Origin of the sequence: Micromonospora auratinigra (genome assembly GCF_900089595.1) — a bacterium.
Taxonomy (GTDB): domain Bacteria; phylum Actinomycetota; class Actinomycetes; order Mycobacteriales; family Micromonosporaceae; genus Micromonospora; species Micromonospora auratinigra.
This window is the reverse complement of record NZ_LT594323.1, coordinates 603,647-629,049: the sequence shown is the minus strand read 5'-3', so window position 1 is coordinate 629,049 and position 25,403 is coordinate 603,647. Positions and strand designations below refer to the sequence as shown.

The following is a 25,403-nucleotide window of genomic DNA, read 5'->3' as shown; positions in this document are numbered from 1 at the left end:
GAGGAGAGACGCAGCCGAGGAGGCCGGACCATGCCGAAGTACGTCTACGACTTCATCGAGGGTGACCGGAGCCGGGCCGACCTGCTCGGCGGCAAGGGCGCCAACCTGGCCGAGATGACCCGGCTCGGGTTGCCCGTCCCGCCCGGGTTCACCATCAGCACCGACGCCTGCCGGGCGTACCTGGCCACCGGCACCCCGCCGGCCGGCCTCTTCGAGGAGGTCAACGCGCACCTGCGGGAGGTCGAGGCGCGGCTGGACCGCTGGCTCGGCGACGCCCGCGACCCGCTGCTGCTGGCGGTGCGCTCCGGTGGCCGGTACTCGATGCCGGGGATGATGGAGACGATCCTCGACATCGGGCTCAACGACACCACCGTCGGCGGGCTCGCCGCGCGCAGCGGCGACGAGCGCTTCGCCTGGGACTCGTACCGGCGGTTGATCCAGATGTTCGGCCACACCGTGTACGGCGTGCCGACCGAGGAGTTCGCGCACGAGCTGGAGTCGGTGCGGGCCACCGCCGGGGCGGCGGGCCCGAGCGCCGGGCAGCTGCGGGACCTGGTCGAGACGTACAAGAAGATCTTCGCCCGGCACGTCGGGCGGGACTTCCCGCAGGCCCCGCACGAGCAGCTCTTCCTGGCCGTCAACTCGGTGTTCGAGTCGTGGAACTCCGAGCGGGCCCGGATCTACCGGCGGCAGGAGCGCATCCCGGACGATTTGGGCACCGCGGTGAACGTGATGGCGATGGTCTTCGGCAACCTCGGCCCCGACTCCGGCACCGGGGTGGCGTTCACCCGGGACCCGGCCACCGGCGCGCGCGGCGTGTACGGCGACTACCTGGCCGACGCGCAGGGCGAGGACGTGGTCGCCGGGATCCGCAACACCACGCCCCTGCCGGAGCTGGAGCGGATCGATCCGGTGAGCTTCCGCCGGCTGATGGAGATCATGGACACCCTGGAGCGGCACTACCGGGACCTGTGCGACATCGAGTTCACCATCGAGCGCGGCACGCTGTGGATGCTGCAGACCCGGGTCGGCAAGCGCACCGCCGCGGCCGCCTTCGTGATCGCCGCGCAGCTCGTCGACGAGGGGCTGATCAGCGCGGACGAGGCGCTCACCCGGGTCACCGGGGCGCAGCTGGCGCAGCTGATGTTCCCCGCGTTCGACCTCACCGGCGCGCCCGGGCCGCTCGCCGTCGGGGTGGGCGCCTCGCCGGGGGCGGCGGTCGGGCGGGTGGTGTTCGACTCGGCCGCCGCCGCGGCGGCCACCGACCCGGTGATCCTGGTGCGCCGGGAGACCAACCCGGACGACCTGCCCGGCATGATCGCCGCCGCCGGGGTCCTCACCTCCCGCGGCGGCAAGACCTCGCACGCCGCCGTGGTGGCCCGGGGCATGGGCCGGACCTGCGTGTGCGGGGCCGACGCGCTGGCCATCGACGCCGAACGGGGCGAGTTCACCGTCGGCGACGAGGTGGTCCGGGCCGGTGACGTGATCTCCATCGACGGCACCAGCGGCCGGATCTGGCGCGGCCCGGTGCCGGTGCAGCCGTCTCCCGTCTCCCGCTACCTGGCCGGCGAGCTGAGCCCGCAGGCGGACCCGCTGGTCGCCGCCGTGCACCGGCTGCTCGACCACGCCGACGCGGTACGCCGCCTCGGGGTGCGGGCCAACGCCGACACGCCGGAGGACGCCCGCCGGGCCCGGCGGCTCGGCGCAGGCGGCGTCGGGTTGTGCCGGACCGAGCACATGTTCCTCGGCGAGCGCCGCGAGCTGGTGGAACGGCTGATCCTGGCCGAGGGCCCGGCCGAGCGGGAGGCCGCCCTGGCGGCGCTGCTGCCGTTGCAGCGGGCCGACTTCGCCGGCATCCTCGCCGCGATGGACGGGCTGCCGGTGACGATCCGGCTGCTCGACCCGCCGCTGCACGAGTTCCTGCCGGCGCTGCCGGAGCTGACCGCCCGGGTGGCCCGCGCCGAGGCCCTCGGCGCGGACCCGGGGCGCGACGGCACGCTGCTGGCGGCCGTACGCCGGATGCACGAGAGCAACCCGATGCTGGGCCTGCGCGGGGTGCGCCTCGGCCTGGTGGTGCCGGGACTGTTCGCGATGCAGGTGCGGGCGGTGGCCGAGGCGGCGGCGCAACGGCGGCGCGCGGGCGGCGACCCACGCCCGGAGCTCATGGTGCCGCTCGTCGGTGACGTGCGGGAACTCGCGGCGGTACGGCTGGAGGCCGAGCGGGTGCTCGCCGAGGTCGCCGACGCGCCGGAGATCCCGATCGGGACGATGATCGAGGTGCCCCGGGCCGCGCTGACCGCCGGGGAGATCGCCGCCGAGGCGCACTTCTTCTCCTTCGGCACCAACGACCTGACCCAGACCACCTGGGCGTTCTCCCGCGACGACGTGGAGGGCTCGTTCTTCGGGGCGTACCTGGAGCGCGGGATCTTCCCGGTGTCGCCGTTCGAGAGCATCGACGCCAAGGGCGTCGGGCGGCTGATCCGGCTGGCCGTGGCCGAGGGCCGGGCGGCCCGCCCCGAGCTGACCGTCGGCGTCTGCGGGGAGCACGGCGGCGACCCCGAATCGGTCGCGTTCTTCGCCGACGCCGGGCTGGACTACGTGTCCTGCTCGCCGTACCGGGTGCCGATCGCCCGGCTGGCCGCCGGCCGGGCCGCCGTCGAAGCGACCACCGGCACGTCCGACTCCCGCTAGCAGTCCGACTCCCGTCAGGAGGGCAGCACGATGACCGCCATCTTCAACCCGACCGGGCTCCCGGTGCAGCCGCTGCCGGCCCGTCCCCTACCCGCCCCGGCCGCCCCACCGGAGCCGGCCGCCCCGGCGCCGGCCCTCGCGCCGGCACCGGCCCTCGCGCCGGCGCCGGCCGCCGGGCCGGTCGGCCCGGTGCTGGAGCTGCCCGGCACCCCGGCCGCCGCGCTGGTGCCGGTGACCCACGAGGGCCGGCCGCTCGGCGCGTTCGTGCTCTCCGGCGGGCGGGTGCGCTACCGGCGGGTGGTGGACCCGGACCAGTTCGTCGCGGCCGCCGCCGGCGCGTTCGCCGTCGCCGCGCTGACCACCGCCGCGGCCGTGCTGGCCCGCCGCCGCCCGCCCGCCATCGGCACCGTGACAATGGGCCCGGGCGGCTGGGTGAGCCTGCGCGGCGTACGCCGGCCCCGCCCGCACCCCGACGACCGCCCCTGGTGGGCCCGGGCCCTGCACGCCCACCCCCTCACCTGACCCCCCGCCCCCACCCCCGGCCCCCACCCCCGGCCCCCACCCCCGGCCTCCCCCGGGCCACCCCCGGCCCGTCGATCATGAAGTTGGCGGCGATGTCGATCTCGGATACCGCCGCCAACTTCATGATCGACCCCGTTCCGAGCGGGGGCCGGAGGTCCTGGGTGGGGTGGGTCGGGGGGCTCTGCCCGGGGTCTGTCGGGTTCGAAAGGCTGGTGCTGCAAGGGCATCCGGCTCGACAGGAGCAGATCATGACCGGCAACCAGCGCGTCGTGGACCCGTGGCGGGGCTTCCGGGACGGGACCTGGCGGGAGACCGTCGACGTCGCCGACTTCGTCCGCCGCAACTACCAGCCGTACCTCGGGGACGCGTCGTTCCTGACCGGACCGACGCCCCGCACCCTCGAGGTGTGGGGGCGGTTGCAGGCGATGTTCCCCGAGGAGCGACGCCGCGGCGTGTACGACGTGGACCCGGCCACCCCGGCCGGCATCACCGCGCACGGCCCCGGCTACATCGACCGGGAGCGGGAGCTGATCGTCGGCCTGCAGACCGACGCGCCGCTGCGCCGGGCGATCATGCCGACCGGCGGCCTGCGCATGGTGGAGACCGCGCTGCGGGCGTACGGCCACGAACCCGACCCGACGGTGCACCGGATCTTCACCGCGTACCGCAGGACGCACAACGACGCGGTCTTCGACGCGTACCCGGCCGACGTGCTGGCGGCGCGGCGCTCGCACGTCATCACCGGCCTGCCCGACGCGTACGGGCGGGGCCGGATCATCGGCGACTACCGGCGGGTGGCCCTGTACGGCGTGGACCGGCTGATCGAGGAGCGCCGGGCGCACCGGGCGGCGCTGGACGAGCAACCCTCCACCGACGCGGTGATCCGCGACCGGGAGGAACTGGCCGAGCAGATCCGGGCGCTGGGCGAGCTGAAGGAGATGGCCGCCGGATACGGCTACGACATCTCCCGCCCCGCCGGCACCGGGCAGCAGGCGATCCAGTGGCTCTACTTCGGCTACCTGGCGGCGGCGAAGGAGCAGAACGGCGCGGCGATGTCGCTGGGGCGTACCGCCGGCTTCCTCGACGTCTACCTGGCCCGCGACCTCGCCGAGGGGCGGCTGACCGAGACGACCGCCCAGGAGCTCGTGGACGACTTCGTGATCAAGCTGCGGATCATCCGGTTCCTGCGCACCCCCGAGTACGACCAGCTCTTCTCCGGCGACCCGACCTGGGTCACCGAGTCGCTCGGTGGGATGGGCACCGACGGCCGGCCGCTGGTCACCCGGACCGCGTTCCGCTACCTGCAGACCCTGTACAACCTGGGCCCGGCGCCCGAGCCGAACCTGACCGTGCTGTGGTCGCCGCGGCTGCCCGCCGGCTTCAAGCGGTTCTGCGCCCAGGTGTCGCTGGACACCAGCGCCATCCAGTACGAGAACGACGAGCTGATCCGCCCGGCGTACGACGACGACACCGCGATCGCGTGCTGCGTGTCGGCGATGCGGGTGGGCCGGGACATGCAGTTCTTCGGGGCGCGGGCGAACCTCGCCAAGGCGCTGCTGTACGCGATCAACGGCGGGCGCGACGAGCTGACCGGCGAGCAGGTCGCCCCGCCCAGCCCACCGGTCGGCGGGGAGACCCTCGACTACGACGAGGTGCTCGCGGCGTACGACCGGACGCTGGACTGGCTGGCCGAGACGTACGTGGACGCGCTCAACGTGATCCACCACCAGCACGACCGGTACGCCTACGAGCGGCTGGAGATGGCGCTGCACGACCACCCGGTACGCCGGTTCATGGCCACCGGCATCGCCGGCCTCTCCGTCGCCGTGGACAGCCTCGCCGCGATCCGCCACGGCCGGGTGAAGGTGCTGCGCGACGAGACCGGGCTGGCCGTCGACTACCTGGTCGAGGGCGAGGTGCCCACGTACGGCAACGACGACGAGCGGGCCGACTCGATCGCGGTCTGGCTGGTGGAGACGTTCGCGGCGAAGCTGCGCCGGCAGCGCACCTACCGCGACGCCGAGCTGACCATGTCGGTGCTCACCATCACCTCCAACGTGGTCTACGGCCGGCACACCGGCAACACGCCGGACGGGCGGCGCGCCGGTGAGCCCTTCGCGCCGGGCGCGAACCCGATGAACGGCCGGGACGTGCACGGCCTGGTCGCGGCGGCGCTGTCGGTGGCGAAGCTGCCGTACGACGCGGCCCGCGACGGCATCTCGCTGACCGGCACGGTCACCCCCGACGGGCTGGGCCACACCCGCGACGAGCGGATCGCCAACCTGGCCGGGGTGCTCGACGGGTACGCCGACGCGGGCGGCTTCCACCTCAACGTCAACGTGCTGGACCGGGCCACCCTGCTCGACGCGATGGCCCACCCGGAGCGCTACCCGCAGCTCACCGTCCGGGTCTCCGGGTACGCGGTCAACTTCGTCCGGCTCACCCCGGAACAGCAGCGCGACGTCGTCTCGCGGACCTTCCACGGGTCGCTGTGAGCACCCTGTCGACACCGTCGCCCGGGCCGGTCCGGCCCGGGCCCGGCGGGCCGCTGACCGGCAGCGTGCACTCGTGGGACCTGTCGATCGGGGTGGACGGGCCGGGCACCCGGTTCGTGGCGTTCCTCGCCGGCTGCCCGCTGCGCTGCCGGTACTGCCACAGCCCGGACACCTGGTACCGGCGCAGCGGCCGCAGCCGGACCGTCGACGAGCTGATGGCCGAGGTGGGCCGCTACCGGCGCTTCGTCCAGGTGGCCGGCGGCGGGGTCACCCTCAGCGGCGGGGAGCCGCTGTTGCAGCCCCGGTTCACCGGGGAGGTGCTGCGCCGCTGCCACGAGCTGGGGCTGCACACCGCGCTGGACACCTCGGGATTCCTCGGCGCCCGCGCCGACGACGCCCTGCTGGACGCCACCGACCTGGTGCTGCTGGACGTGAAGTCCCGCGACCCGGCCACCTACCGGGAGGTGACCCGCACCGGGCGGATCGGGCCGACGCTGCGCTTCGGTCGCCGGCTCGCCGAGCGGGGCGTACCGGTCTGGATCCGGTTCGTGCTGGTGCCCGGCCTCACCGACGACGAGGCGAACGTGGCCGGGGTGGCGGACTTCGCCGCCGGGCTGGCGACCGTCGAGCGGGTCGAGGTGCTGCCGTTCCACCGCCTCGGCGCGCACAAGTACGCCGAGCTGGGGCTCACCTTCCCACTGGCCGGCACCGCGCCGCCCACCCCGGACCTGCTCGACCGGGTACGCGGCCGGTTCGCCGCCCGCGGGCTCACCGTCACCTGAGTGGTGGACGCCCACCGGTCGGCCCCCGGCGGGTGACCGGCCACCGCGGAATCGACAGGTGCACCGGTCACGTCGTCCCGCCCACCTGCTCGACGCCCGCGTCGTCCACGGCCGGGACCGGTCCGGCCGGCGAGTGCGGTCCGGCGGGCGCGCGGCGGGTGCCCGGCGTACCGGCGCCACCGCCGGCGGGGCCTTTGCGCTCGGCTCCGTCGCCGTCGGGGTGGGCGGCTGACCGGTACGGGCTCAGCTCGCCATCGAGGTGGGGTAGCCGTACAGGTCGAGCAGGCGGACCCGGGAGGCCTGGAGCCGGTCCACCACCACGCTCATGAAGCGGGTGGTGAGCTGCCGGCCCAGCGCGTCGTCGGACTCCATCAGCCGGCGTACCCCCTCGGCGCTGAACTCGACCGCGGTGCTGCGCCGCACGGCGACCGCGCCGAACTGCCAGCGGTAGGGCGGGAACAGCCAGGACCAGCCGAGCACCCCGTCCGCGCCGACCGTCTCGATGCCGACGTCACCGCGGCCGGGCACCGGGAAGTCCAGCGCCACCTCACCGCCGCGGACCAGCCAGAACCGCTCGGCGGGCTGCCCGGCGCGGAACAGCCGGTGCCCCGGGTGCCAGACCACCGGGCGGGCGTACCCGGTCAGCCGGGGCAGCCACTCCTGGGGCAGCCCGGCGAGGAACGGGTGGGCGCGCAGCATCTCCAGCGGGGTCATCACGGCCTCCACGAGATCGGGTGAGGGACCCGGTGGGTCGCCGGGTCCCTCGGGGCGGGGCTCACTTCTTCGCGGCGTGTTCCACCACGATCGGGATCTCCCGGGCGGTCGGCTCGGTGGTGCCGATCGTCGCGGTGATCTCCAGGATGCCGTCGGCGTAGCGGGCCTTGACGGTCTCCTCCCGCACCCCGGCGGGGAGCGGGATCAGCCGGGAGAACGAGCCGTAGTGGAACTCGGAGTGAACCTTGTCCTGGTGGCTCTCCCGGCGCACCACGTCCAGCCGGAGCGTGTCACCGGTACGCGTGATGTGCACGTCCTTCGCCGGGTCGAGACCCGGCAGTTCGGCGCGGACCACGTACCGGTCGCCGTCGAGGTAGTCCTCGACCCGGATGGTGGGTGCCAGCATCGGCAGCCAGGACAGGTTCGTCCAGTCGAACGGCGTCAGCGCGCCGCCCCGGAACTTGGTGACAGTGGACATCTTCGACCTCCTTGTCGATCGTCCCGACTCCCATCCCACTCCCCGACGACCCGTGCCGTCAGGGCCGATGGTCCCGGGACCGGCGGGCGCTCCGCCTCTGCCCGCCGGCCCGCCACCGGCGCAGGCTGGGAGGGACGAAGGAGGTCGTGATGACCGACAGATCCGGTGCCCCGGTCGTGGTGGGCGTGGACGGTTCCCCGTCCGCCCTGGACGCGGTACGGGTGGCCGCGCGCGAGGCGGCGTTGCGGCACCGGCCGCTGCGGGTGGTGCACGCGTTCCTGTGGCCGCTGCTGGGCACCCCGCTCGGCCCGGTCGCCGCCGCGCTGCCCGACGAGGAGCTGCGCACCGAGGCCGGCAAGCTGATCGACGAGGCGGTGGACGAGGCCCGCAAGGTCGACGCCGACCTCGCGGTGACCGGTGGGCTGGTGGACGGTCCCCCGGTGGCGGTGCTGCTGCGGGAGAGCCGCTCCGCGGCGCTGCTGGTGCTCGGCCACCGCGGCCTGGGCGGCTTCGCCGAGCTGCTGGTCGGGTCGGCGGCGGTGCAGCTCTCGGCCCGCGCCGACTGCCCGGTGCTGGTCGTCCGCGGCGAACCGCGCGCCGACGGGCCGGTGGTGGTCGGGGTGGACGGCTCCGCGCTCTCCGGGGAGGCGATCGGTTTCGCCTTCGCCGAGGCGGCGCGGCGCGGCACCGACCTGGTGGCCGTGCACACCTGGCTCTACCCGGCGCCGCCGGTGGGCCGGCGGGAGTCCTACGGCGACATCCTGCCGCTGGTGTACGACCCGCAGGAGCTGCGCGCCGAGGAGGAGCGGGTGCTGGCCGAGGCGGTCGCCGGCTGGGCCGAGCGCTACCCGGAGGTCACCGTGCGGCAGAAGCTGGTGGCGGCGGCTCCGGCCCGGGCCCTGGTGGAGGAGTCCACCGACGCGCAGCTGACCGTGGTCGGCGCACACGGCCGGGGCAGCCTGAGCGGCCTGCTGCTCGGCTCGGTCAGTCACGCCGTGCTGCACCACGCCCGCAGCCCGCTGGCCATCGTCCGGCACCACAAGGGCCGCGACGCCGGCTGACCCGACCCCCGTCCGCGCCGGCCGCTCCCACCGGCCGGCGCGGACGGCTGTCCGGGCCCGGTCCCCCGCGCGGGGACGGGCGGTCCGGTCCGGACCCGCGAGGACGGCGGGGCGGATCCGCCGGGGACGTGAAGCCGGCCCGGCCGCCGGGCGCGCGGTCGACAATGGCCATGAGCCGAGGCGACAGGAGAGACCGATGAACCGACCCGTCGTGGTGGGGGTGGACGGATCACCGTCGAGCCTGACCGCCGCCGAGCACGCCGCCCGGGCGGCCGTCGCGCGGTCCCGGCCGCTGCGCCTGGTGCACGGCTACCTGCACCCGCTCGGCTACGGCGTCCCGCTCAACCCGTACGACCTGGGGGTGCCGGCGCCGACCGGGGAGTCCCGGGCGATGCTGGAGCGGGTGGCGGCGGAGCTGACCGGACGCCACCCCACCCTGGAGGTGGCCGTCCGCCAGGTGGCGGGCGGCCCGGCCGCGACCCTGGTCGAGGAGTCCCGCCACGCCGACCTGGTGGTGGTGGGCAGCCGCGGCGTGGGCGGCTTCGCCGGGCTGCTGCTGGGCTCGGTCAGCGCCCAGGTGGCCCAGCACGGCCACTGCCCGGTGCTGGTGGTACGCCCCGCCGAGCAGCCGATCCCGGTGCAGGCGCCGGTGCTGGTCGGGGTGGACGGGTCGGCGCCGGCCGACGTCGCCGTCCGGCTCGCCGCCGAGGAGGCGGTACGCCGCGACGCCACGCTGGTGCTGGCGCACGTGCACCGGGCCGTACCCGGGGGCACGGACCCGCACGACGCGGCCGGGCCGGCGGAGTCGGCCGAGCTGCTCGCCGGAGTGGCCGCCCGGGTGCGCGCGGCCCACCCGGTGCTGACCGTGGCGGAACGGCCGGTGCCGGGTGACTCGCCCGAGCAGGCGCTGATCGCGGCGAGCGGGGAGGCGGTGCTGGTGGTGGTCGGGTCGCGGGGTCGGGGCGGCTTCGCCGGGCTGCTGCTCGGCTCGGTGAGCCAGGCGCTGGTGCAGCACGCCCACTGTCCGGTGCTGGTGGCGCACCCGCCCGAGCCGGCGGCCTGACCGGCGCCGGCCACCGGTGCCAGCGGGCCCGCCGGCACCGGCCCGCGCGGGCCGACCGGCAGCAGCCGCCCGGGCCGGCGGGCCGGCCCGAACCGGTCAGGCCGGGTCGCGGCCCGCGAGCAGTTCCTCGAAGCTGGTGGTGAGGGCGAACGGGTCGGCCGGGCCGGTGGCCGCCGGACGGCGGTCCACCTGCTCGGCGAGCTCGATGCCGGCCCGCCGGATGCGGGCGCGCAGCGCCCCCTCGGTGCCGTCGCCGGACCAGTCCTCGGGGGCGGCGAAGACCGCCGTGGGCACGACCACCGCCCGCAGGTACGCGAACATCGGCCGGACCGCGTGCTCCAGCGCCAGCGAGTGCCGGGCGGTGCCACCGGTCGCGCCGACCAGCACCGGCCGGCCGGCCAGCGCGTCCCGCTCGACCACGTCGAAGAACGACTTGAACAGCCCGTTGTAGGAGGCGTTGAAGATCGGGGTGACGGCGATCAGGCCGTCGGCGGTGGCGACGGTCTCCAGCGCCTCCCGCAGGCCGGCCGGCGGGAAACCGGTGAGCAGGTGATTCACCACGTCGTGGGCGTGCTCGCGCAGCTCCACCGGGCGGATCTCCACCGTGGCGCCGCGCCGGACCAGCTCGTCGCGGGTGGCCGCGGCGAGCCGGTCGGCGAGCAGCCGGGTCGAGGAGGGCTGGCCGAGGCCGGCGGAGACCACGGCGAGGGTACGGCGGGTCATCGGGCCTCCTCGGGCACGGTGCCGGTGACGTCGTCGACGGCGGGCACGCCGGCGTCCCGTCCGCCACCGGCGGCGGCGCGCAGGCTGGCGTGGGTCGGCGCCTCGGGCACGTGCGCGGGACGCAGCGAGTCGAACTCCTTGCGCAGCACCGGGACGACCTCCTCCCCCAGGATGTCGAGCTGTTCCAGGACGGTCTTCAGCGGCAGGCCGGCGTGGTCGATCAGGAACAGCTGCCGCTGGTAGTCGCCGACGTAGTCGCGGAAGCCGAGCGTACGGTCGATGACCTGTTGCGGGCTGCCCACGGTGAGCGGGGTCTCCCGGGTGAACTCCTCCAGCGACGGGCCGTGCCCGTAGACCGGGGCGTTGTCGAAGTACGGCCGGAACTCGCGCACCGCGTCCTGCGAGTTGCGGCGTACGAAGACCTGGCCGCCGAGGCCGACGATGGCCTGCTCGGGGCTGCCGTGGCCGTGGTGCGCCCAGCGCTGCCGGTAGAGGGCGACCATCCGCTGGGTGTGCTCCTTGGGCCAGAAGATGTGGTTGGCGAAGAAGCCGTCGCCGTAGTACGCGGCCTGCTCGGCGATCTCGGGGCTGCGGATCGAGCCGTGCCAGACGAACGGCGGCACCCCGTCGAGCGGGCGTGGGGTGGACGTGAACGACTGCAACGGGGTGCGGAACCGGCCCTTCCAGTCGACCACGTCCTCGCGCCACAGCCGGTGCAGCAGGTCGTAGTTCTCGATGGCGAGCGGGATGCCGTTGCGGATGTCCTGGCCGAACCAGGGGTAGACCGGGCCGGTGTTGCCGCGGCCCATCATCAGGTCCACCCGGCCGTCGGCCAGGTGCTGGAGCATCGCGTAGTCCTCGGCGATCTTCACCGGGTCGTTGGTGGTGATCAGCGTGGTGGAGGTGGAGAGCAGCAGCCGCTCGGTGCGGGCCGCGATGTGTCCGAGCAAGGTGGTCGGCGACGACGGCACGAACGGCGGGTTGTGGTGCTCGCCGGTGGCGAAGACGTCGAGGCCGACCTCCTCGGCCTTGAGCGCGATGGCGACCATCGCCTTGATCCGCTCATGCTCGGACGGCAGCCGCCCGGTGGTCGGGTCGACCGTGACGTCGCCGACGGTGAAGACTCCGAACTGCATGACCAGCTCCTCGGGTGAGGTCCGGGCCGCCGCGGCCCGGCATCGCACCGCACAACTTATTTGACTAGTCAACTATTCCGCCCCCGCCCCCGGGTCGGGTGCGCCAGCTCACCGCGCGCCGGACGGTACCTGACGGACGTTGTCAGCCTCTGCCGCCAGGATGAGGGGCATGACCGCACGCGCGGAGGGCGACTTCGCCCTCGACAGCTGGGACCAGGAAGCCTACGACGAGGCCGAGGGCGCGGTGCTGGCCGAGGCCCGGATCGGCAAGACCTTCACCGGAGACCTCGCCGGCACCAGCACCACCCGGATCCTGATGTGCCGGGCGCAGGTCGAGACCAGCGCCGCGTACGGGGGGTTCGAACGGTTCACCGGCACGCTGGCCGGTCGCCGGGGCAGCTTCGTGCTGCGCCACGAGGCCACCGCGCACGCCGAGGAGGGATCGTCCCTCTCCTGGACCGTGGTGCCCGACTCCGGCACCGGCGAGCTACGAGGGCTGCGGGGCGACGGGCAGATCCTCCAGGATCCGGACGGCGCACACCGGTACGTGCTGACGTACGAGCTGCCCTGAGGGTTGCCCCCGGGCGGCAGAATGGGCGGGATGCGCCGCTCGCCCCTCCCCCGCCGCGCCCGGTGGCTGCTCGCCGCCGGGGTGGCCCTGCTCGGCTGGGGCGCCGCGGTGCACCTGGTCGACCTGGTGGTGGGTGGGACCGACCCGTACCCCTGGGCGCCGGCGTGGCTGGCGGCGTACCTCGTCTCGCTGACGGTGCTCGACCCGGTCGCCGCCGCGCTGCTGTTCGCCCGGCGTCGGCTCGGCGCGGACCTGGCCTGTCTCATCCTGGTCACCGACGCGGCGGCGAACGGCTGGGCGATCTACGCGCTCGACGGCGGCAGCACGGCGACCCGGATCGGGCACGCGGCGGTGACCACCCTCGCGGTGGGCAGCCTCTTCGCCCGCCGGGCGCTGCGTCCGCACCTGCGCCCCCCGCCGCCGCGCGGCCGGTGGCCGGTCAGCGGCGGGCGCGGGGCACGTGCCGGCGGTACGCGCTGACCGTCGGGTCACCGGCGAGCCAGAACCGCCACGGCACGTCGTGCGCCCCGGTCACGCCGACCCGGGGACCGGCCGCGATCGCCGTCCCGGGCACCCGGTCGACCGCCGGACGCAGCCGGACCGGGCCGTCGGCGAGCAGGTCCGCGCCGTAGACCGCGCGGTCGATGCCGAGCGTGGCGCAGAGCCGGGCCGGGCCACGCGCCAGGTCCACGTCCCGCCGGACGGCCGGGCGGCGGGCCCGGGCCAGGTCGAGGCCGTCGACCACCTCGCCGGCGCGTAGCAGCACCGCGGAGGCTTCGCCGTCGCACCCGGTGACCACGTTGACGCACCAGTGCATGCCATAGGTGAAGTAGACGTAGGCGTGCCCGGCCGGGCCGAACATCACCGCGTTGCGCGGAGTCCGCCCCCGGTGCGCGTGCGAGGCCGGATCGCCCCCGGTGCCGGCGTACGCCTCGACCTCGGTGATCCGGACGGTGACGTCATGGCCGGTCAGCCGGCAGCCGAGCAGCCCCCGGGCGGCGGGCACCACGGGGCCGGCGAGCAGGTCCGCCAGGGCGGCGAGGTCGGTGCCGGTCACGGAGGAACCCTATCCGGCGGCACGGCGATGAGCACGACGTGCTTTCAACAGGGTGTTGACAAAGCGTCGTTCACAGGAGTTGGATGGACGACATGGTCACGCTGGATAACGACCCGTTCACCGCTCCGGATGCTGCCCAGGCGCGGGCGCACCGCAACTACGCCGCGCTGATGCGGATCGCCGAGCGGCACGCCGGCACCGACGCCCGCCGCCGGCGCTACGCGCACCCGGACGTCCCCGACGCGTACGAGTCGGCGACCCTGGTGATGGCGCTGGCCGGCGGGGCCGCGCTCGACGCCGGCGAGGAGCCCGTCGACCAGGCCGACCTGATGGCCGCGCTGACCCTCATCCCGCACGTGCGCGCCGAGGTCGACGCGCTGGAGGCCGGGCTGCTCCAGGCCGCCCGCGGCCGGGGCATGACCTGGCAGGCGATCGCCTTCGGCCTGGGCCTGGGCAGCGCGCAGGCGGCGCGGCAGCGCTACGACCGGCTGGCCGTACGCACCGGCACCGGCGACTGAGCCCGACTGTCGGTGCCGGCGGGCAGACTGTCCGCACGACTCGACGAGGGAGGCGCGATGAGGCGTGAGGAGATGCTCGCCTACTGCCTGGGCCGGCCCGGCGCGTGGCTCGACCGGCCGTGGGAGGGCGACGAGGTGGTCAAGGTCGGCAGCCGGATCTTCGCCTTCCTCGGCTCCCCGGAGGGCGAGGCGCGGGTGGGCGTGAAGTGCGGGGCGAGCCGCGAGGTGGCCGACGAGTGGCTGCACCGGTTCCCGGCGGACGCCCGTCCCTCCCCCTACATCGGCCGGTCGGGCTGGAACACGCTGCGCCTGGACGGCGACATCCCGGACGACGAGCTGATCGAGGCCGTCGACGGGTCGTACGAGGCGGTGGTGGCGAAGCTCCCGAAGCGGGAGCGCCCCACGGCCTGAGCCCTGCGCGGCGGCCGCAGCCACCGCGCAGGGCGGCACGCTCAGCGGGGCACGACCCGCTCGGTGGCCCAGTCCCGCCAGCCGGCCAGCTTGTCGGCGGCGGTGGCGAGCTGGTCGGCGACCGGACCGGGGCCGGTGGAGCCGGGGGTGGTGCGCGCGGCCAGCGCGGAGCGCACCGAGAGCACGTCGCGCACCGACGGGTCGAGGTGCTCGCTGACCGCCGCGAGGTCGTCGTCGGAGACCTCGTCCAGGGCGCAGTCGCGGGCCACACAGAGCGCCACCAGCTTGCCGGTGATCTCGTGCGCGTCGCGGAACGGCACGCCCCGGCGGACCAGCCAGTCGGCCACCTCGGTGGCCAGCGAGTACCCGACCGGGGCCGCGGCGACCAGCCGGTCGACCCGGACGGTCATCGTCGAGATCATCCCGGCCAGCGCGGGGAGCAGCAGCTCCAGGGTGTCGACCGCGTCGAAGGCCGGCTCCTTGTCCTCCTGCATGTCCCGGTCGTACGTCATCGGCAGGCCCTTGAGCATGGTGAGCACGCTCATCAGCCCGCCGACCAGCCGGCCGGACTTGCCCCGGGCCAGCTCGGCGATGTCCGCGTTCTTCTTCTGCGGCATGATCGACGAGCCGGTGGCGAAGGCGTCGTCCAGCTCGACCCAGCCGAACTCCTGCGACGTCCAGAGCACCACCTCCTCGCCGAGGCGGGACAGGTGCACCCCGGTCATCGCGGTGACGAAGAGGAACTCGGCGACGAAGTCCCGGTCGGCGACGGCGTCCATCGAGTTGGCGAAGGAGGTCCGGAAGCCCAGCTCCTTGGCGACCGCCACCGGGTCCAGCGGCAGGCCGGAGCCGGCGAGCGCGCCCGCGCCGAGCGGGCTGATCGCGGCCCGCTGGTCCCAGTCGCGCAGCCGCTCCAGGTCGCGCAGCAGCGGCTGCACGTGGGCGAGCAGCCAGTGCGCGAAGGTGACCGGCTGGGCGTGCTGCAGGTGCGTCATGCCGGGCGCGGCGGTGTCCACGTGCCGCTCGGCCTGCTCCACCAGCGCCTCGGCCAGCTCGACCAGCCGGGCGGCCACGCCCCGGGCGTGGTCGCGCAGGTAGAGCCGCAGGTCGGTGGCGACCTGGTCGTTGCGGGAGCGGCCGGCGCGCAGCTTGCCGCCGAGGCTGCCGAGCCGCTCCAACAGGCCGCGCTCCAGCGCGGTGTGCACGTCCTCGTCGTCGATGGTGGGCCGGAACGCGCCGGAGGCGCAGGCGGCCTCCAGGTCGTCCAGCGCGGCCAGGATCTTCCCCAGCTCCTCCGGGTCGAGCAGGCCGGCCCCGGCGAGCACCCGGGCGTGCGCCCGGGAGCCGGCGATGTCGTACGGGGCGAGGCGCCAGTCGAACTGAACGCTCACCGACAGCCGCGCGAGCGCCTCGGCCGGGCCGCCGGCGAACCGGCCTCCCCAGAGGCTCGTCCGGTTGGCGGCGGCGCTGTTCTCGGTCAGGCTCTTGTCGTCCACGTTGCCCATTCTGGTGTCCACGATCAGACCCCGCCGACCCGGGCGGCCCGTTCGGCGGCGATCCTGCTGGGCAGCCCCCACAGCTGCACGAAACCCTTCGCCAGCGACTGGTCGAACGTGTCGCCGGTGTCGTAGGTGGCCAGGCCGAAGTCGTAGAGGCTGGTCTCGGAGCGGCGGCCGGTGACCACGGCGCGACCGCCGTGCAGGGTGAGCCGTACCTCGCCGCAGACGTGCCGCTGGGCGTCGTCGATGAACGCGTCGAGGGCCTGCTTGAGCGGCGAGAACCACAGGCCGTCGTAGACCAGCTCGGCCCAGCGCTGGTCGACGCCGCGCTTGTACCGGGCCAGGTCCCGCTCGACGGTCACCGCCTCCAGCTCCTGGTGGGCGGTGATCAGGGCGATCGCGCCGGGGGCCTCGTACACCTCGCGGCTCTTGATGCCCACGAGCCGGTCCTCGACCATGTCGAGGCGGCCCACACCCTGCGCGCCGGCCCGCCGGTTCAGCTCCCGGATCGCCTCGTACGGGGTGACGGTCTCGCCGTCGATCGCGACCGGCACGCCGGCGTCGAAGGTGATCACCACCTCGTCGGCGTCCCGTTCCTGGCCGGGGTCGTCGGTGTAGGCGTACAGGTCCTCGACGGGCGCGTTCCAGATGTCCTCGAGGAAGCCGGTCTCGACGGCACGGCCCCACAGGTTCTGGTCGATCGAGTACGGCGACCGGGCCGACACGTCGATCGGCAGGCCCTTCTCCTCGGCGAAGGCGATCGCCTTGTCCCGGGTCCAGGCGAAGTCCCGGGCCGGCGCGATGACCTTCAGGTCGGGGGCGAGCGCGCCCAGGCCGACCTCGAAGCGGACCTGGTCGTTGCCCTTGCCGGTGCAGCCGTGCGACACGATGGTGCCGCCGTGCCGGCGGGCCGCCGCCACCAGGTGCGTGACGATCAGCGGCCGGGACAGTGCCGAGACCAGCGGGTAGCGGTCCATGTAGAGGGCGTTGGCCCGGACCGCGGGCAGGCAGTACCCGGCGGCGAACTCGTCACGCGCGTCGACCACCTCGGACTCGACCGCGCCGCAGTCCAACGCGCGCCGGCGGATGGCGTCCAGGTCCTCGCCGCCCTGGCCGACGTCGACCGCCACCGCGATCACCTCGGCGCCGGTCTGCTCGGCCAGGTACGGGATGGCGACGGAGGTGTCCAGACCTCCGGAGTACGCCAGCACGACCCGCTCGCTCACGTGGTGCTCCCTTCGACGTTCTCTTCGCGGCGGGCCCACCCGGCGAGCTTGTCGCCGAGGGCGGCCCCGCCGACGGCCTCGCGGGCCACCACGAGGATGGTGTCGTCGCCGGCGATGGTGCCGACGATGTCCGGCAGTCCCGCCCGGTCCAACGCGCTGGCCAGGTAGTGGGCCGCGCCCGGCGGGGTACGCAGCACGGCGATGTTGCCGCTGGCGTCGACCCCGTTGAGCAGCTCGCGCAGCAGCCGCACCAGGCGGGCCGGGGCGGCCTCGGCGTCGCGCAGCGGCCGGTGGCCGTCCTCGGGGATCAGGTAGACGCCGCGCCCGTCACCGCCGCGCGCGGTGACCGCCCCCAGCTCCTTGAGGTCGCGGGAGAGGGTGGCCTGGGTGACCTGGATGCCGTCGGTGGCGAGCAGGTCGGCCAGTTCGGTCTGCGAGTGGATGGCCTGGTCGCGGATCAGCTCGACGATGCGGGCGTGCCGGGCGGCGCGGGTCAGCGGGGCGGTCATGGGTGGGATGCCTCCAGGAGAAAGGTCAGCAGCGCCTTCTGGGCGTGCAGGCGATTCTCCGCCTGGTCGAAGACGGCGCTGCGCGGACCGTCGAGCACCTCGTCGGTGATCTCCTCGCCCCGGTGGGCGGGCAGGCAGTGCAGCACGATCACCTCCGGCGCGGCGTGGTCGAGCAGCGCGTCGTTGACCTGGTACGGCCGGAACGGGGTGATCCGGTCCAGCCCGTCGGCCTCCTGACCCATCGAGGTCCAGGTGTCGGTGGCGACCGCGTCCGCGCCGCGGACCGCCTCGACCGGGTCGCCGCACACCCGGACCGAACCGCCGGTGCCGACGGCGATCTTCTCGGCCCTCGCGACGATCTCCGGGTCGGGCTGGAAGCCGGCCGGCCCGGCCACCCGCACGTGCATCCCGGCGGTGGCCCCGGCCAGCAGGTACGAGTGCGACATGTTGTTCGCCGCGTCGCCGACGTACGCCAGGGTCCGCCCGGCGGTCCCGCCGCACCGCTCCCGGACGGTGAGCAGGTCGGCCAGCAGCTGGCAGGGGTGGTAGGTGTCGGTGAGCGCGTTGACCACCGGCACGGTCGCGTGCGAGGCGACCTCGGCGATCCGGTCGTCGCCGTGGGTGCGCAGCACGATCGCCGCCACGTAGCGGGAGAGCACCCGCCCGGCGTCGGCCAGGGTCTCGCCCCGCCCGAAGTGGGTCACCTGGGTGTCCACCACGAGCGGGTGGCCGCCCAGCTCGGCGATACCGGCGTCGAAGGAGATCCGGGTGCGCAGGCTCTGCTTGTCGAAGAGCACCGCCACCGAGCGCGGGCCCGCCAGCGGCTTGCGGGCGAACCGCTCGGTCTTCATCGCCGCGGCGAGGTCGAGCACGGCGGCCTGCTCGGCCGGGCTGAGGTCGTCGTCGCGCAGGAAGTGCCGGATCATGCGGGGGCCTCCGTCGTGGTGGGGGCGTCGGTGGCGGCCGACGTAGGAGCGGCCGGCGCGGGGACGGCGGTGCCGGGAACGGCCGGCGCGGGGACGGCGGCATCGGGAGCGGCCGGCGCGGGGACGGCGGCGTCGGGAACGGCCGCGTCGAGGGCGGCGGGGAGCGCGGCCAGGAAGGCGTCGGCCTGCCCGGCGGTGAGGATCAGCGGCGGGGCGAGCCGGACCACACCCGGCTGCACCGGGTTGACCAGGAAGCCCGCGTCGCGCAGCGCGGTCGCCACCGGGCCGGCGACCGGCCGGTCGAGCACGATGCCGAGCAGCAGGCCCGCGCCGCGTACGCCGGTGACGAGCGGGTGGCCGAGCGCCTCGATGCCGCGCCGCAGCCGCTCCCCGATCCGCTTGACGTGGTCGAGCAGGCCCTCGTGGGCGATGGTGGAGACGACCGCGAGGGCGGCCGCGCAGCTGATCGGGTTGCCGCCGAAGGTGGTGCCGTGCGAGCCGGGACGCAGCAGCTCGGCGGCCCGGCCGAAGGCCAGGCAGGCGCCGAGCGGCAGGCCGCCGCCGAGCCCCTTGGCCAGCGTCACCACGTCCGGCTCGACGCCCTCGGCCTGGTGGGCGAACCAGTGCCCGGTGCGACCGATGCCGGTCTGCACCTCGTCGAGCACCAGCAGGGCGCCGTGCGCGGCGGTGATCCGGCGGGCCTCGGCCAGGTAGCCGGCGGGTGGCACGACCACGCCGTTCTCCCCCTGGATCGGCTCCAGGATCACCATCGCGGTGGCGTCGGTGACGGCGGCCGCGAGGGCGGCCACGTCGCCGTACTCCACGTGGGTGACGTCGCCCGGCAGCGGGCGGAACGGGTCGGCCTTGGCGGGCTGGCCGGTGAGCGCCAGCGCGCCCATGGTCCGGCCGTGGAAGCCACCCTGGGCGGCCACCACGTGGGTCCGGCCGGTGAGCCGGGAGAGCTTGAACGCGGCCTCGTTCGCCTCCGCGCCGGAGTTGGCGAAGAAGACCCGGCCGGGCCGGCCGGCCAGCGCCAGTAGCAGCTCGGCCAGCGCCACCGGCGGCTCGGCGACGAACAGGTTCGACACGTGCCCGAGGGTGGCGACCTGCTTGGAGACGGCGGCCACCACGGCCGGGTGGGCGTGCCCGAGGGCGTTGACCGCGATGCCGCCGAGCAGGTCGACGTACTCCCGGCCGGTCTCGTCGACCACGACGGCGCCGGCGCCCGCGACGAGCGCCAGCGGCGGGGTGCCGTAGTTGTCCATCATGGTCGCGCCCCAGCGCTCCACCAGGGTGCTCATGACGCGTTCACGACCATCGTGCCGAACCCTTCCGAGGTGAACACTTCCAGCAACGTGGAGTGGGCGACCCGGCCGTCGACGACGTGCGCGGCGGGCACTCCCCCGCGCACCGCTCGCAGGCAGGCCTCCATCTTGGGCACCATCCCGGACTCCAGGGACGGCAGCAGCTTCGCCAGGTCGTCGGTGCTGATCTCGCTGACCAGGCTGGTGGTGTCCGGCCAGTCCGCGTACAGGCCGGCGACGTCGGTGAGGACGACCAGCTTGCGGGCGTCCAGGGCGACGGCGAGCGCGGCGGCGGCGGTGTCGGCGTTGAGGTTGTGCAGCACCCCGTCGACGTCCGGCGCGACCGTGGAGATCACCGGGATCCGGCCGGCCGCGATCAGGTCGGTGACCGCGGAGACGTCCACCGACTCCACGTCGCCGACCTGCCCGACGTCGACCGGCTGCCCGTCCACGTACGCCGGGCGGCGCACGGCGGTGAACAGCCCGGCGTCCTCGCCGGAGAGGCCGACGGCGTACGGGCCGTGCGCGTTGATCAGGCCGACCAGCTCCCGCCCGACCTGGCCGACCAGCACCATCCGCACGACGTCCATCGCCTCCGGGGTGGTGACCCGCAGGCCGCCCCGGAACTCGCTGGCGATGCCGAGCCGGCCGAGCATGGCGGAGATCTGCGGACCACCGCCGTGCACCACGACCGGCTTGAGGCCGGCGTAGCGGAGGAAGACCATGTCGGCGGCGAAGGCCCGCTGCAGCTCGGGGTCGACCATGGCGTTGCCCCCGTACTTGACCACGACGGTCGCGCCGGAGAAGCGGGCCAGCCAGGGCAGCGCCTCGATCAGCGTCTCGGCCTTGGCCTGGGCCCGGGTGAGGTCCGCGCTGAGGCTCACTGTGCCGGCCCTCCGTTCGCCACTGCGTTGCTCATGCTCACGTCGAGTACGCCGAGTTCTCGTGCACGTACGCGTGCGACAGGTCGTTGGTCCAGACGGTGGCGGCCGCGTCGCCGGCGTGCAGGTCGATCCGGATGGTCACGTCCCGGCCGGTGAGGTCGACCTTGGACCGGTCCTCCGCGGCGGCCCCGCCCCGGCACACCCAGATCCCGTTGACGGCGACGTCCACGGCGTCCGGCTGGAACGCGGCGGCGGTGGTGCCGACGGCGGCCAGGATCCGGCCCCAGTTCGGGTCGTTGCCGAACAGCGCGGTCTTGACCAGGTTGTTGCGCGCCACCGAGCGGCCCACCTCGACCGCGTCGTCCTCGTCCGCCGCGCCGACCACGTCGATGGCGATCTGCTTGGTGGCGCCCTCGGCGTCGGCGATGAGCTGCTGGGCCAGGTCGTGGCAGGCGGCGGTGACCGCGGCGGTCAGCTCCGCCTCGGTCGGCTCGACGCCGGACGCCCCGCTGGCCAGCAGCAGCACGGTGTCGTTGGTGGACATGCAGCCGTCGGAGTCGACCCGGTCGAAGGTGACCCGGGTGGCGGCGCGCAGCGCGGCGTCGAGCAGCTCCGGCCCGGCCACCGCGTCGGTGGTGAGCACGCAGAGCATGGTGGCCATCGCCGGGGCGAGCATGCCCGCGCCCTTGGCCATCCCGCCGACGGTCCAGCCGCTGCCCCGGGCCACCGTGGTCTTCGGCCGGGTGTCCGTGGTCATGATCGCCTCGGCGGCGGCGGTCCCGCCGTCGCGGGCCAGCCCGCGCACCGCGGAGCGGACGCCGGGCAGCAGCTTCTGCATCGGCAGTCGCTCACCGATCAGGCCGGTCGAGCAGACCGCGACCTCACCGGCGCCCACCATCAGCCGGGCGTTGCTGCCGGTGAGCGCGGCGGCGGTGTGCTCGGCGGTGGCGTGGGTGTCCTGGAAGCCGGCCGGGCCGGTGCAGGCGTTCGCGCCGCCGGAGTTGAGCACCACCGCGCGGACCACGCCGCCGCGCACGACCTGCTGGGTCCAGAGCACGGGGGCGGCCTTGACCCGGTTGGCGGTGAAGACGCCGGCGACCCCGGCGTCGGGGCCGTCGTTGACGACCAGGGCGACGTCGCCGGCGCCGCTGGCCTTGAGGCCGGCGGCGACACCGGCCGCCCGGAAGCCCCGGGGGGCGGTGACGGTCACTGTGCTGGCCTTTCGTTCGCGACTGCGGGGCTCCGCTTCGCTGCACTCCTCGCGCTCACGGTGCCACTCCCATCGCGGAGAGTCCGGTGGTCTCGGGCAGACCACACATCAGGTTGGCGTTCTGCACGGCCTGGCCGGCCGCGCCCTTGCCCAGGTTGTCGACGGCGCTGACCACGATCACCCGGCCGGAGTCGATGTCGACGCCTGCCTGCAGGTGGCAGGAGTTGCCGCCTGCGGTGGCGGCGGTGTGCGGCCACACCCCCTCGGGCAGCACGTGCACGAAGGGCGCGTCGGCGTACGCGGCGGCAAGCACCTCGCGCGGGTCGGCGTCACCGGTCGGCACGGCGGTCACGGTGGCGAGGATGCCGCGCGGCATCGGCGCGAGCACCGGGGTGAAGGAGAGGCTGGTCGCGCCGGTGGCCTGCTTGATCTCCGGCACGTGCTGGTGCGCGCCGACCTTGTAGGGCGACAGGTCGCCCATCACCTCGCTGCCGAGCAGGTGGGTCTTGGCGGCCCGGCCGGCGCCGGAGGTGCCGGAGGCGGCGACCACCACCACGTCGGTGGGGAAGACCGCGCCGGCGGCGATCAGCGGGGCGAGCGCCAGGGTGGTGGCGACCGCGTAGCAGCCGGTGCTGGCGACCCGGGTGGCGGCGGCGATCGCGGCGCGCTGGCCGGGCAGCTCGGGCAGGCCGTAGGTCCACACGCCGGCGTGCGGGCCGCCGTAGTAGCGGGTCCAGGCGTCCGCGTCGCGCAGCCGGTGGTCGGCGCCGAGGTCGACCACCTTCACCGGGCCGGGCAGGGCCGCGGCGAGGGCCGCCGACTGGCCGTGCGGCAGGGCCAGGAAGACCAGGTCCGCGTCGGCCAGGGTGGCCGCCTCGGTCGCCCCGAACGTCAGGTCGAGGCCGGTGAGCTGCGGGTGTACGGCGGCGACGGGCCGGCCGGCCGACGAGTGCGCGGTGGCCGCGACGAGCTCGAACTCGGGGTGCGCGGCGAGCAGCCGCAGCAGTTCGCCGCCGGCGTACCCGCTCGCTCCCGCGACCGCAACTCGGATGCCCATACCTACCTCCGCATGACTATGCAGAGAAGGCTAGCAGCGACCGCCAACCGCTGCAAGTTCATGCAGGGCGGCGCATGAAACTGCGAAGAGGGTGCTCGCATTGACAGTCGACCATCCGCCACCGATGCTGAGAGAGCGCTCTCACGGCTCCGTTCCACCGTGTGACGCGCCGCTGCACCGCGCCCGCAACCGCCCCGCCCCACCACCTCCCGGAGTCGTCCTTGCCTGTCCGTACGAAGATCCTGCGTGCCCTGCTCGCGCTGGTGGTGACCACGGCCGCCTCGGTCGTGGCGGCCGCCTCACTGGCCAGCGCCACCGGCCCGAACCTGCTGCCGTTCACCGTCACCAACCACACCGGCCGCGCCGACGCCACCTGGCTGTACGTGCTCGGCACCGACCTGACCTCCGGCCGGCTCGGCTACGTCGACGCGGCCGGCGCGTTCACCCCCTGGCCGGCCGGCGGCCTGCCGCCCACCCCCGCCCCGGACGTGGCCATCCCCGGCCCGGCCAACGGCGGCGCCACCGTGCTGAAGGTGCCCCGCAACGTCTCCGGCCGGGTCTACTTCGCCTTCGGCGAGAAGCTCACGTTCTTCCTCACCCCCGACGGCCTGGTCCAGCCCGCGCCCTGGGCGGCCGGCGACCCCAACCGGGACATCCTCTTCGACTGGTCCGAGTTCACCTACAACGACTCGGGCCTGTGGCTGAACAGCTCCCAGGTGGACATGTTCGCCGTCCCGCACGTGGTCGGCGTGACCGGCGCGGACGGCGTCACCCGGCACACCGGCCAACTGGTCGACGACGGCCGCAACAAGGTCATCGCGGGGGTGCGGGCCCAGTCCGGCTGGAGCGGCGCGGTGCAGACCCGCGCCGACGGCACCGTGCTGCGGGTGCTCTCCCCCGGCAAGGCCGCCGACGCCGGCCTGTTCAGCGCCACCTACCTCGACCCGTACATCACCTCGGCCTGGCAGACGTACGCCACGAGGACGCTCACCGTGGCGCCCTTCCTGGAGCAGCCCGACGTGAAGTACTTCGGCCGGACCAGCGGCGACACCATGACCTTCACCGACGGCTCCGGCCAGCGGGTCGCCTCGTTCGGCAGGCCGTCCAGCTCCGACGTGTGGGACTGCGACGGGGCGCTCGCCGCCCCCAACGACCTGGTGGTCGGGCCGATCGCCCGCACCCTGTGCGCCGCGCTGCACCGCACCACCCTGGCCAGCCGGGACGTGCAGCCCTCCGGCGGGCCGGCCGACTTCTACCAGGGCACCCTGACCAACCACTACTCCCGGATCGTGCACGCCAACATGGTCGACGGGAAGGCGTACGGGTTCGCCTTCGACGACGTGCAGGACCAGGAGTCGCTGGTGCACGACGGCGACCCGCGCGCCGCCGGCATCGACCTGAGCGCGTTCGGTCCGGGCGGCGGCCCCACCGATCCGCCGCCGAGCCCCACCCCGACCGGCGCCGGCCCGTCGCCGAGCGGGACCACCACCCCTCCGTCGGCCTGCGACGACGGCAGCGGCGCCATGAGCCGGCTGCTCCAGGCCGACGGCTCGCTGACCTTCCTGCCCCGCCCGGCCACCAGCGTGTCGCTGCCGGCGGCCGGCGGCAACCACGACGGCACCCCGACCAACGCCAAGGTCTTCACCGCCTGCGGTCTCGACGGCCGGTACACCGGCGGGACCACCACCTTCGACCTGCTGGTCGACGCCGGCACCGCGGCCGGCGACGGGGTCCAGGTGCGGATCTCGTACGACCTGACCGGCGACGGCACCGTCGACCGGGTGGAGACCTACCGGTACTTCGCCACCGACCCGGTCACCGGAGCGGAGCACTACCGCCAGACGCAGGGCCTGACCGCCGTCACCGGCACCCTCGGCGACCTGCGCAACGGCACCGTACGGGTCGAGGTCTGGAACGCCATCGGGGCCACCGCGACCAGCCTCGGCGTCGGCAACGGCTCGGCCGTCATCCTGCCGTACAGCGGCGGCACCCCGCCGCCGCCGAGCCCCGGCACCTCGGTGTCGCCGACCGCCGGCCCGTCCCCCGACCCGACGATGAGCCCGTTCGGCCCGCAGCTCTACCTGGAGGAGCCGAACCTGCTCTGGCAGCGCCCGGCGGGCACCGCCCGGGCCACGATCACGGCGGCCGACGGCACCTGGGTGGGCACCCCGCACACGCCACGGGTCTACCGGGCGACCAACCTGACCGCGCGGTACACCGGCGGCGCCACCGCGTTCCGCCTGCTCCTCGACGCCGGCACCGCGGTCGGCAACGGCACCCAGGTCCGGGTCTCCTACGACCTGACCGGGGACGGCAGCTTCGACCGGGTGGAGACCTACCACTACTACGCCACCGACCCGGTCGCCGGCTGGGAGACCTACACCGCCGGCCAGGGGTTGGCGGCGGCCACCGGCAGCCTCGGTGACCTGCGGGGCGGCACGGTGCAGGTGGAGGTCTGGAACGCCATCGGGGCCGCCCCGACCGGCCTCGCCGTCGGCGACCAGTCGCAGCTCACCCTGCCGTACACGGCCTGATACGGCGACGGCCCGGCGGGAGAACCCGCCGG

Annotated in this window: 24 protein-coding genes; 11 read left to right on the top strand and 13 right to left on the bottom strand. The window is 74.8% G+C overall.

The features are described 5' to 3' along the window. The first annotated feature begins 30 nt into the window (after window positions 1–30). The 4 genes from ppdK to pflA all read left to right on the top strand — a co-directional run bounded on the left by ppdK (window position 31) and on the right by pflA (window position 6,490). The gene (gene ppdK, locus GA0070611_RS02920) at window positions 31–2,691 is read left to right on the top strand and encodes a pyruvate, phosphate dikinase (protein WP_091656913.1); all 2,661 of its coding nucleotides are present in this window, start codon (window positions 31–33) and stop codon (window positions 2,689–2,691) included. Window positions 2,692–2,721: 30 nt separating this feature from the next. Continuing rightward, window positions 2,722–3,213: a hypothetical protein gene (locus GA0070611_RS02915; RefSeq protein ID WP_091656908.1), complete on the top strand. Its 492-nt coding sequence runs from the start codon at window positions 2,722–2,724 to the stop codon at window positions 3,211–3,213. Between the two features lie 248 nt (window positions 3,214–3,461). Next, window positions 3,462–5,708: a formate C-acetyltransferase gene (gene pflB / locus GA0070611_RS02910; protein ID WP_091656903.1), complete on the top strand. Its 2,247-nt coding sequence runs from the start codon at window positions 3,462–3,464 to the stop codon at window positions 5,706–5,708. Next, window positions 5,705–6,490 (top strand): pyruvate formate-lyase-activating protein, encoded by a 786-nt coding sequence (gene pflA / locus GA0070611_RS02905; protein ID WP_407940406.1) that lies wholly within the window; start codon window positions 5,705–5,707, stop codon window positions 6,488–6,490. The genes pflB and pflA overlap by 4 nt, the downstream gene beginning before the upstream one ends. Before the next feature lie 243 nt (window positions 6,491–6,733). On the opposite strand, the gene GA0070611_RS02900 is transcribed toward pflA, so the two are convergent. Further along, window positions 6,734–7,204 carry a cyclic nucleotide-binding domain-containing protein gene (locus tag GA0070611_RS02900; RefSeq protein WP_091672369.1) on the bottom strand — a complete coding sequence of 157 codons (471 nt, stop codon included), beginning with the start codon at window positions 7,202–7,204 and terminating at the stop codon, window positions 6,734–6,736. A gap of 61 nt (window positions 7,205–7,265) precedes the next feature. Further along, on the bottom strand, window positions 7,266–7,682 hold the full coding sequence (locus GA0070611_RS02895; RefSeq protein ID WP_091656899.1) for an Hsp20/alpha crystallin family protein: 417 nt from the start codon (window positions 7,680–7,682) through the stop codon (window positions 7,266–7,268). 149 nt (window positions 7,683–7,831) lie between these two features. On the opposite strand from GA0070611_RS02895, the gene GA0070611_RS02890 reads away from it, so the two are divergent. Both GA0070611_RS02890 and GA0070611_RS02885 read left to right on the top strand, forming a co-directional pair. Continuing rightward, window positions 7,832–8,743 (top strand): universal stress protein, encoded by a 912-nt coding sequence (locus GA0070611_RS02890; RefSeq protein ID WP_091656896.1) that lies wholly within the window; start codon window positions 7,832–7,834, stop codon window positions 8,741–8,743. Window positions 8,744–8,939: 196 nt separating this feature from the next. After that, window positions 8,940–9,806 (top strand): universal stress protein, encoded by an 867-nt coding sequence (locus GA0070611_RS02885; RefSeq protein WP_091656893.1) that lies wholly within the window; start codon window positions 8,940–8,942, stop codon window positions 9,804–9,806. A gap of 96 nt (window positions 9,807–9,902) precedes the next feature. On the opposite strand, the gene GA0070611_RS02880 is transcribed toward GA0070611_RS02885, so the two are convergent. Together GA0070611_RS02880 and GA0070611_RS02875 are read right to left on the bottom strand one after the other, a co-directional pair. Beyond that, window positions 9,903–10,529, bottom strand: coding sequence for an FMN reductase (locus GA0070611_RS02880; protein WP_091656889.1), 627 nt, complete (start codon window positions 10,527–10,529; stop codon window positions 9,903–9,905). Then, a complete protein-coding gene (locus tag GA0070611_RS02875; protein WP_091656885.1) occupies window positions 10,526–11,665 on the bottom strand; it encodes an LLM class flavin-dependent oxidoreductase in 1,140 nt (379 codons plus the stop codon). The genes GA0070611_RS02880 and GA0070611_RS02875 overlap by 4 nt, the downstream gene beginning before the upstream one ends. A gap of 169 nt (window positions 11,666–11,834) precedes the next feature. Between GA0070611_RS02875 and GA0070611_RS02870 the strand changes: the two genes are divergently transcribed. Together GA0070611_RS02870 and GA0070611_RS02865 are read left to right on the top strand one after the other, a co-directional pair. Continuing rightward, complete coding sequence (locus GA0070611_RS02870; protein WP_091656881.1) at window positions 11,835–12,236, top strand: DUF3224 domain-containing protein; 402 nt, start codon at window positions 11,835–11,837, stop codon at window positions 12,234–12,236. Between the two features lie 30 nt (window positions 12,237–12,266). Then, the gene (locus GA0070611_RS02865; RefSeq protein WP_157740169.1) at window positions 12,267–12,716 is read left to right on the top strand and encodes a hypothetical protein; all 450 of its coding nucleotides are present in this window, start codon (window positions 12,267–12,269) and stop codon (window positions 12,714–12,716) included. On the opposite strand, the gene GA0070611_RS02860 is transcribed toward GA0070611_RS02865, so the two are convergent. Next, window positions 12,676–13,293, bottom strand: a complete 618-nt coding sequence (locus tag GA0070611_RS02860) for a DNA-3-methyladenine glycosylase (RefSeq protein ID WP_091656875.1) — start codon at window positions 13,291–13,293, stop codon at window positions 12,676–12,678. The two genes, GA0070611_RS02865 and GA0070611_RS02860, sit on opposite strands and share 41 nt — an antisense overlap. An 83-nt stretch (window positions 13,294–13,376) precedes the next feature. On the opposite strand from GA0070611_RS02860, the gene GA0070611_RS02855 reads away from it, so the two are divergent. Both GA0070611_RS02855 and GA0070611_RS02850 read left to right on the top strand, forming a co-directional pair. Then, window positions 13,377–13,811, top strand: coding sequence for a DNA-binding protein (locus GA0070611_RS02855; protein ID WP_231921302.1), 435 nt, complete (start codon window positions 13,377–13,379; stop codon window positions 13,809–13,811). A 57-nt stretch (window positions 13,812–13,868) separates the two neighbouring features. Continuing rightward, complete coding sequence (locus tag GA0070611_RS02850) at window positions 13,869–14,222, top strand: MmcQ/YjbR family DNA-binding protein (protein WP_091656872.1); 354 nt, start codon at window positions 13,869–13,871, stop codon at window positions 14,220–14,222. Between the two features lie 41 nt (window positions 14,223–14,263). On the opposite strand, the gene argH is transcribed toward GA0070611_RS02850, so the two are convergent. The 8 genes from argH to argC are packed head-to-tail and all read right to left on the bottom strand — an operon-like array spanning window position 14,264 to window position 22,837. After that, window positions 14,264–15,727: an argininosuccinate lyase gene (argH, locus tag GA0070611_RS02845; protein ID WP_091656868.1), complete on the bottom strand. Its 1,464-nt coding sequence runs from the start codon at window positions 15,725–15,727 to the stop codon at window positions 14,264–14,266. Window positions 15,728–15,741: 14 nt separating this feature from the next. Next, the gene (locus GA0070611_RS02840) at window positions 15,742–16,947 is read right to left on the bottom strand and encodes an argininosuccinate synthase (protein ID WP_091656864.1); all 1,206 of its coding nucleotides are present in this window, start codon (window positions 16,945–16,947) and stop codon (window positions 15,742–15,744) included. Further along, entirely contained in the window at window positions 16,944–17,456 is a 513-nt protein-coding gene (locus GA0070611_RS02835) for an arginine repressor (protein ID WP_091656860.1), read from the bottom strand. Before GA0070611_RS02835 ends, GA0070611_RS02840 begins: the two co-directional genes overlap by 4 nt. Continuing rightward, on the bottom strand, window positions 17,453–18,382 hold the full coding sequence (gene argF, locus GA0070611_RS02830) for an ornithine carbamoyltransferase (RefSeq protein ID WP_091656856.1): 930 nt from the start codon (window positions 18,380–18,382) through the stop codon (window positions 17,453–17,455). Before argF ends, GA0070611_RS02835 begins: the two co-directional genes overlap by 4 nt. Continuing rightward, on the bottom strand, window positions 18,379–19,683 hold the full coding sequence (locus tag GA0070611_RS02825) for an acetylornithine transaminase (RefSeq protein ID WP_091656853.1): 1,305 nt from the start codon (window positions 19,681–19,683) through the stop codon (window positions 18,379–18,381). The genes argF and GA0070611_RS02825 overlap by 4 nt, the downstream gene beginning before the upstream one ends. Next, on the bottom strand, window positions 19,680–20,570 hold the full coding sequence (gene argB, locus GA0070611_RS02820) for an acetylglutamate kinase (protein WP_091656850.1): 891 nt from the start codon (window positions 20,568–20,570) through the stop codon (window positions 19,680–19,682). Before argB ends, GA0070611_RS02825 begins: the two co-directional genes overlap by 4 nt. A gap of 37 nt (window positions 20,571–20,607) precedes the next feature. Beyond that, complete coding sequence (gene argJ, locus GA0070611_RS02815; RefSeq protein ID WP_091656847.1) at window positions 20,608–21,780, bottom strand: bifunctional glutamate N-acetyltransferase/amino-acid acetyltransferase ArgJ; 1,173 nt, start codon at window positions 21,778–21,780, stop codon at window positions 20,608–20,610. Between the two features lie 55 nt (window positions 21,781–21,835). Next, entirely contained in the window at window positions 21,836–22,837 is a 1,002-nt protein-coding gene (argC, locus tag GA0070611_RS02810; protein WP_091656843.1) for an N-acetyl-gamma-glutamyl-phosphate reductase, read from the bottom strand. A gap of 221 nt (window positions 22,838–23,058) precedes the next feature. On the opposite strand from argC, the gene GA0070611_RS31635 reads away from it, so the two are divergent. Further along, window positions 23,059–25,371 (top strand): beta-1,3-glucanase family protein, encoded by a 2,313-nt coding sequence (locus GA0070611_RS31635; RefSeq protein ID WP_091656839.1) that lies wholly within the window; start codon window positions 23,059–23,061, stop codon window positions 25,369–25,371. Window positions 25,372–25,403: the final 32 nt, after the last annotated feature.

Excerpts from the sequence above, each read along its gene's own strand:
- GA0070611_RS02835 (WP_091656860.1), bottom strand. The coding sequence starts at position 17,456 with ATGACCGCCCCGCTGACCCGCGCCGCCCGGCACGCCCGCATCGTCGAG.
- GA0070611_RS02855 (WP_231921302.1), top strand. The coding sequence starts at position 13,377 with ATGGACGACATGGTCACGCTGGATAACGACCCGTTCACCGCTCCGGAT.
- argC (WP_091656843.1), bottom strand. The coding sequence starts at position 22,837 with ATGGGCATCCGAGTTGCGGTCGCGGGAGCGAGCGGGTACGCCGGCGGC.
- GA0070611_RS02875 (WP_091656885.1), bottom strand. The coding sequence starts at position 11,665 with ATGCAGTTCGGAGTCTTCACCGTCGGCGACGTCACGGTCGACCCGACC.
- GA0070611_RS02890 (WP_091656896.1), top strand. The coding sequence starts at position 7,832 with ATGACCGACAGATCCGGTGCCCCGGTCGTGGTGGGCGTGGACGGTTCC.
- GA0070611_RS02915 (WP_091656908.1), top strand. The coding sequence starts at position 2,722 with ATGACCGCCATCTTCAACCCGACCGGGCTCCCGGTGCAGCCGCTGCCG.
- GA0070611_RS02850 (WP_091656872.1), top strand. The coding sequence starts at position 13,869 with ATGAGGCGTGAGGAGATGCTCGCCTACTGCCTGGGCCGGCCCGGCGCG.
- argF (WP_091656856.1), bottom strand. The coding sequence starts at position 18,382 with ATGATCCGGCACTTCCTGCGCGACGACGACCTCAGCCCGGCCGAGCAG.
- GA0070611_RS02865 (WP_157740169.1), top strand. The coding sequence starts at position 12,267 with ATGCGCCGCTCGCCCCTCCCCCGCCGCGCCCGGTGGCTGCTCGCCGCC.
- GA0070611_RS02885 (WP_091656893.1), top strand. The coding sequence starts at position 8,940 with ATGAACCGACCCGTCGTGGTGGGGGTGGACGGATCACCGTCGAGCCTG.
- GA0070611_RS02825 (WP_091656853.1), bottom strand. The coding sequence starts at position 19,683 with ATGAGCACCCTGGTGGAGCGCTGGGGCGCGACCATGATGGACAACTAC.
- pflB (WP_091656903.1), top strand. The coding sequence starts at position 3,462 with ATGACCGGCAACCAGCGCGTCGTGGACCCGTGGCGGGGCTTCCGGGAC.
- ppdK (WP_091656913.1), top strand. The coding sequence starts at position 31 with ATGCCGAAGTACGTCTACGACTTCATCGAGGGTGACCGGAGCCGGGCC.
- GA0070611_RS02895 (WP_091656899.1), bottom strand. The coding sequence starts at position 7,682 with ATGTCCACTGTCACCAAGTTCCGGGGCGGCGCGCTGACGCCGTTCGAC.
- GA0070611_RS02880 (WP_091656889.1), bottom strand. The coding sequence starts at position 10,529 with ATGACCCGCCGTACCCTCGCCGTGGTCTCCGCCGGCCTCGGCCAGCCC.
- GA0070611_RS02900 (WP_091672369.1), bottom strand. The coding sequence starts at position 7,204 with ATGACCCCGCTGGAGATGCTGCGCGCCCACCCGTTCCTCGCCGGGCTG.
- GA0070611_RS02870 (WP_091656881.1), top strand. The coding sequence starts at position 11,835 with ATGACCGCACGCGCGGAGGGCGACTTCGCCCTCGACAGCTGGGACCAG.
- argH (WP_091656868.1), bottom strand. The coding sequence starts at position 15,727 with ATGGGCAACGTGGACGACAAGAGCCTGACCGAGAACAGCGCCGCCGCC.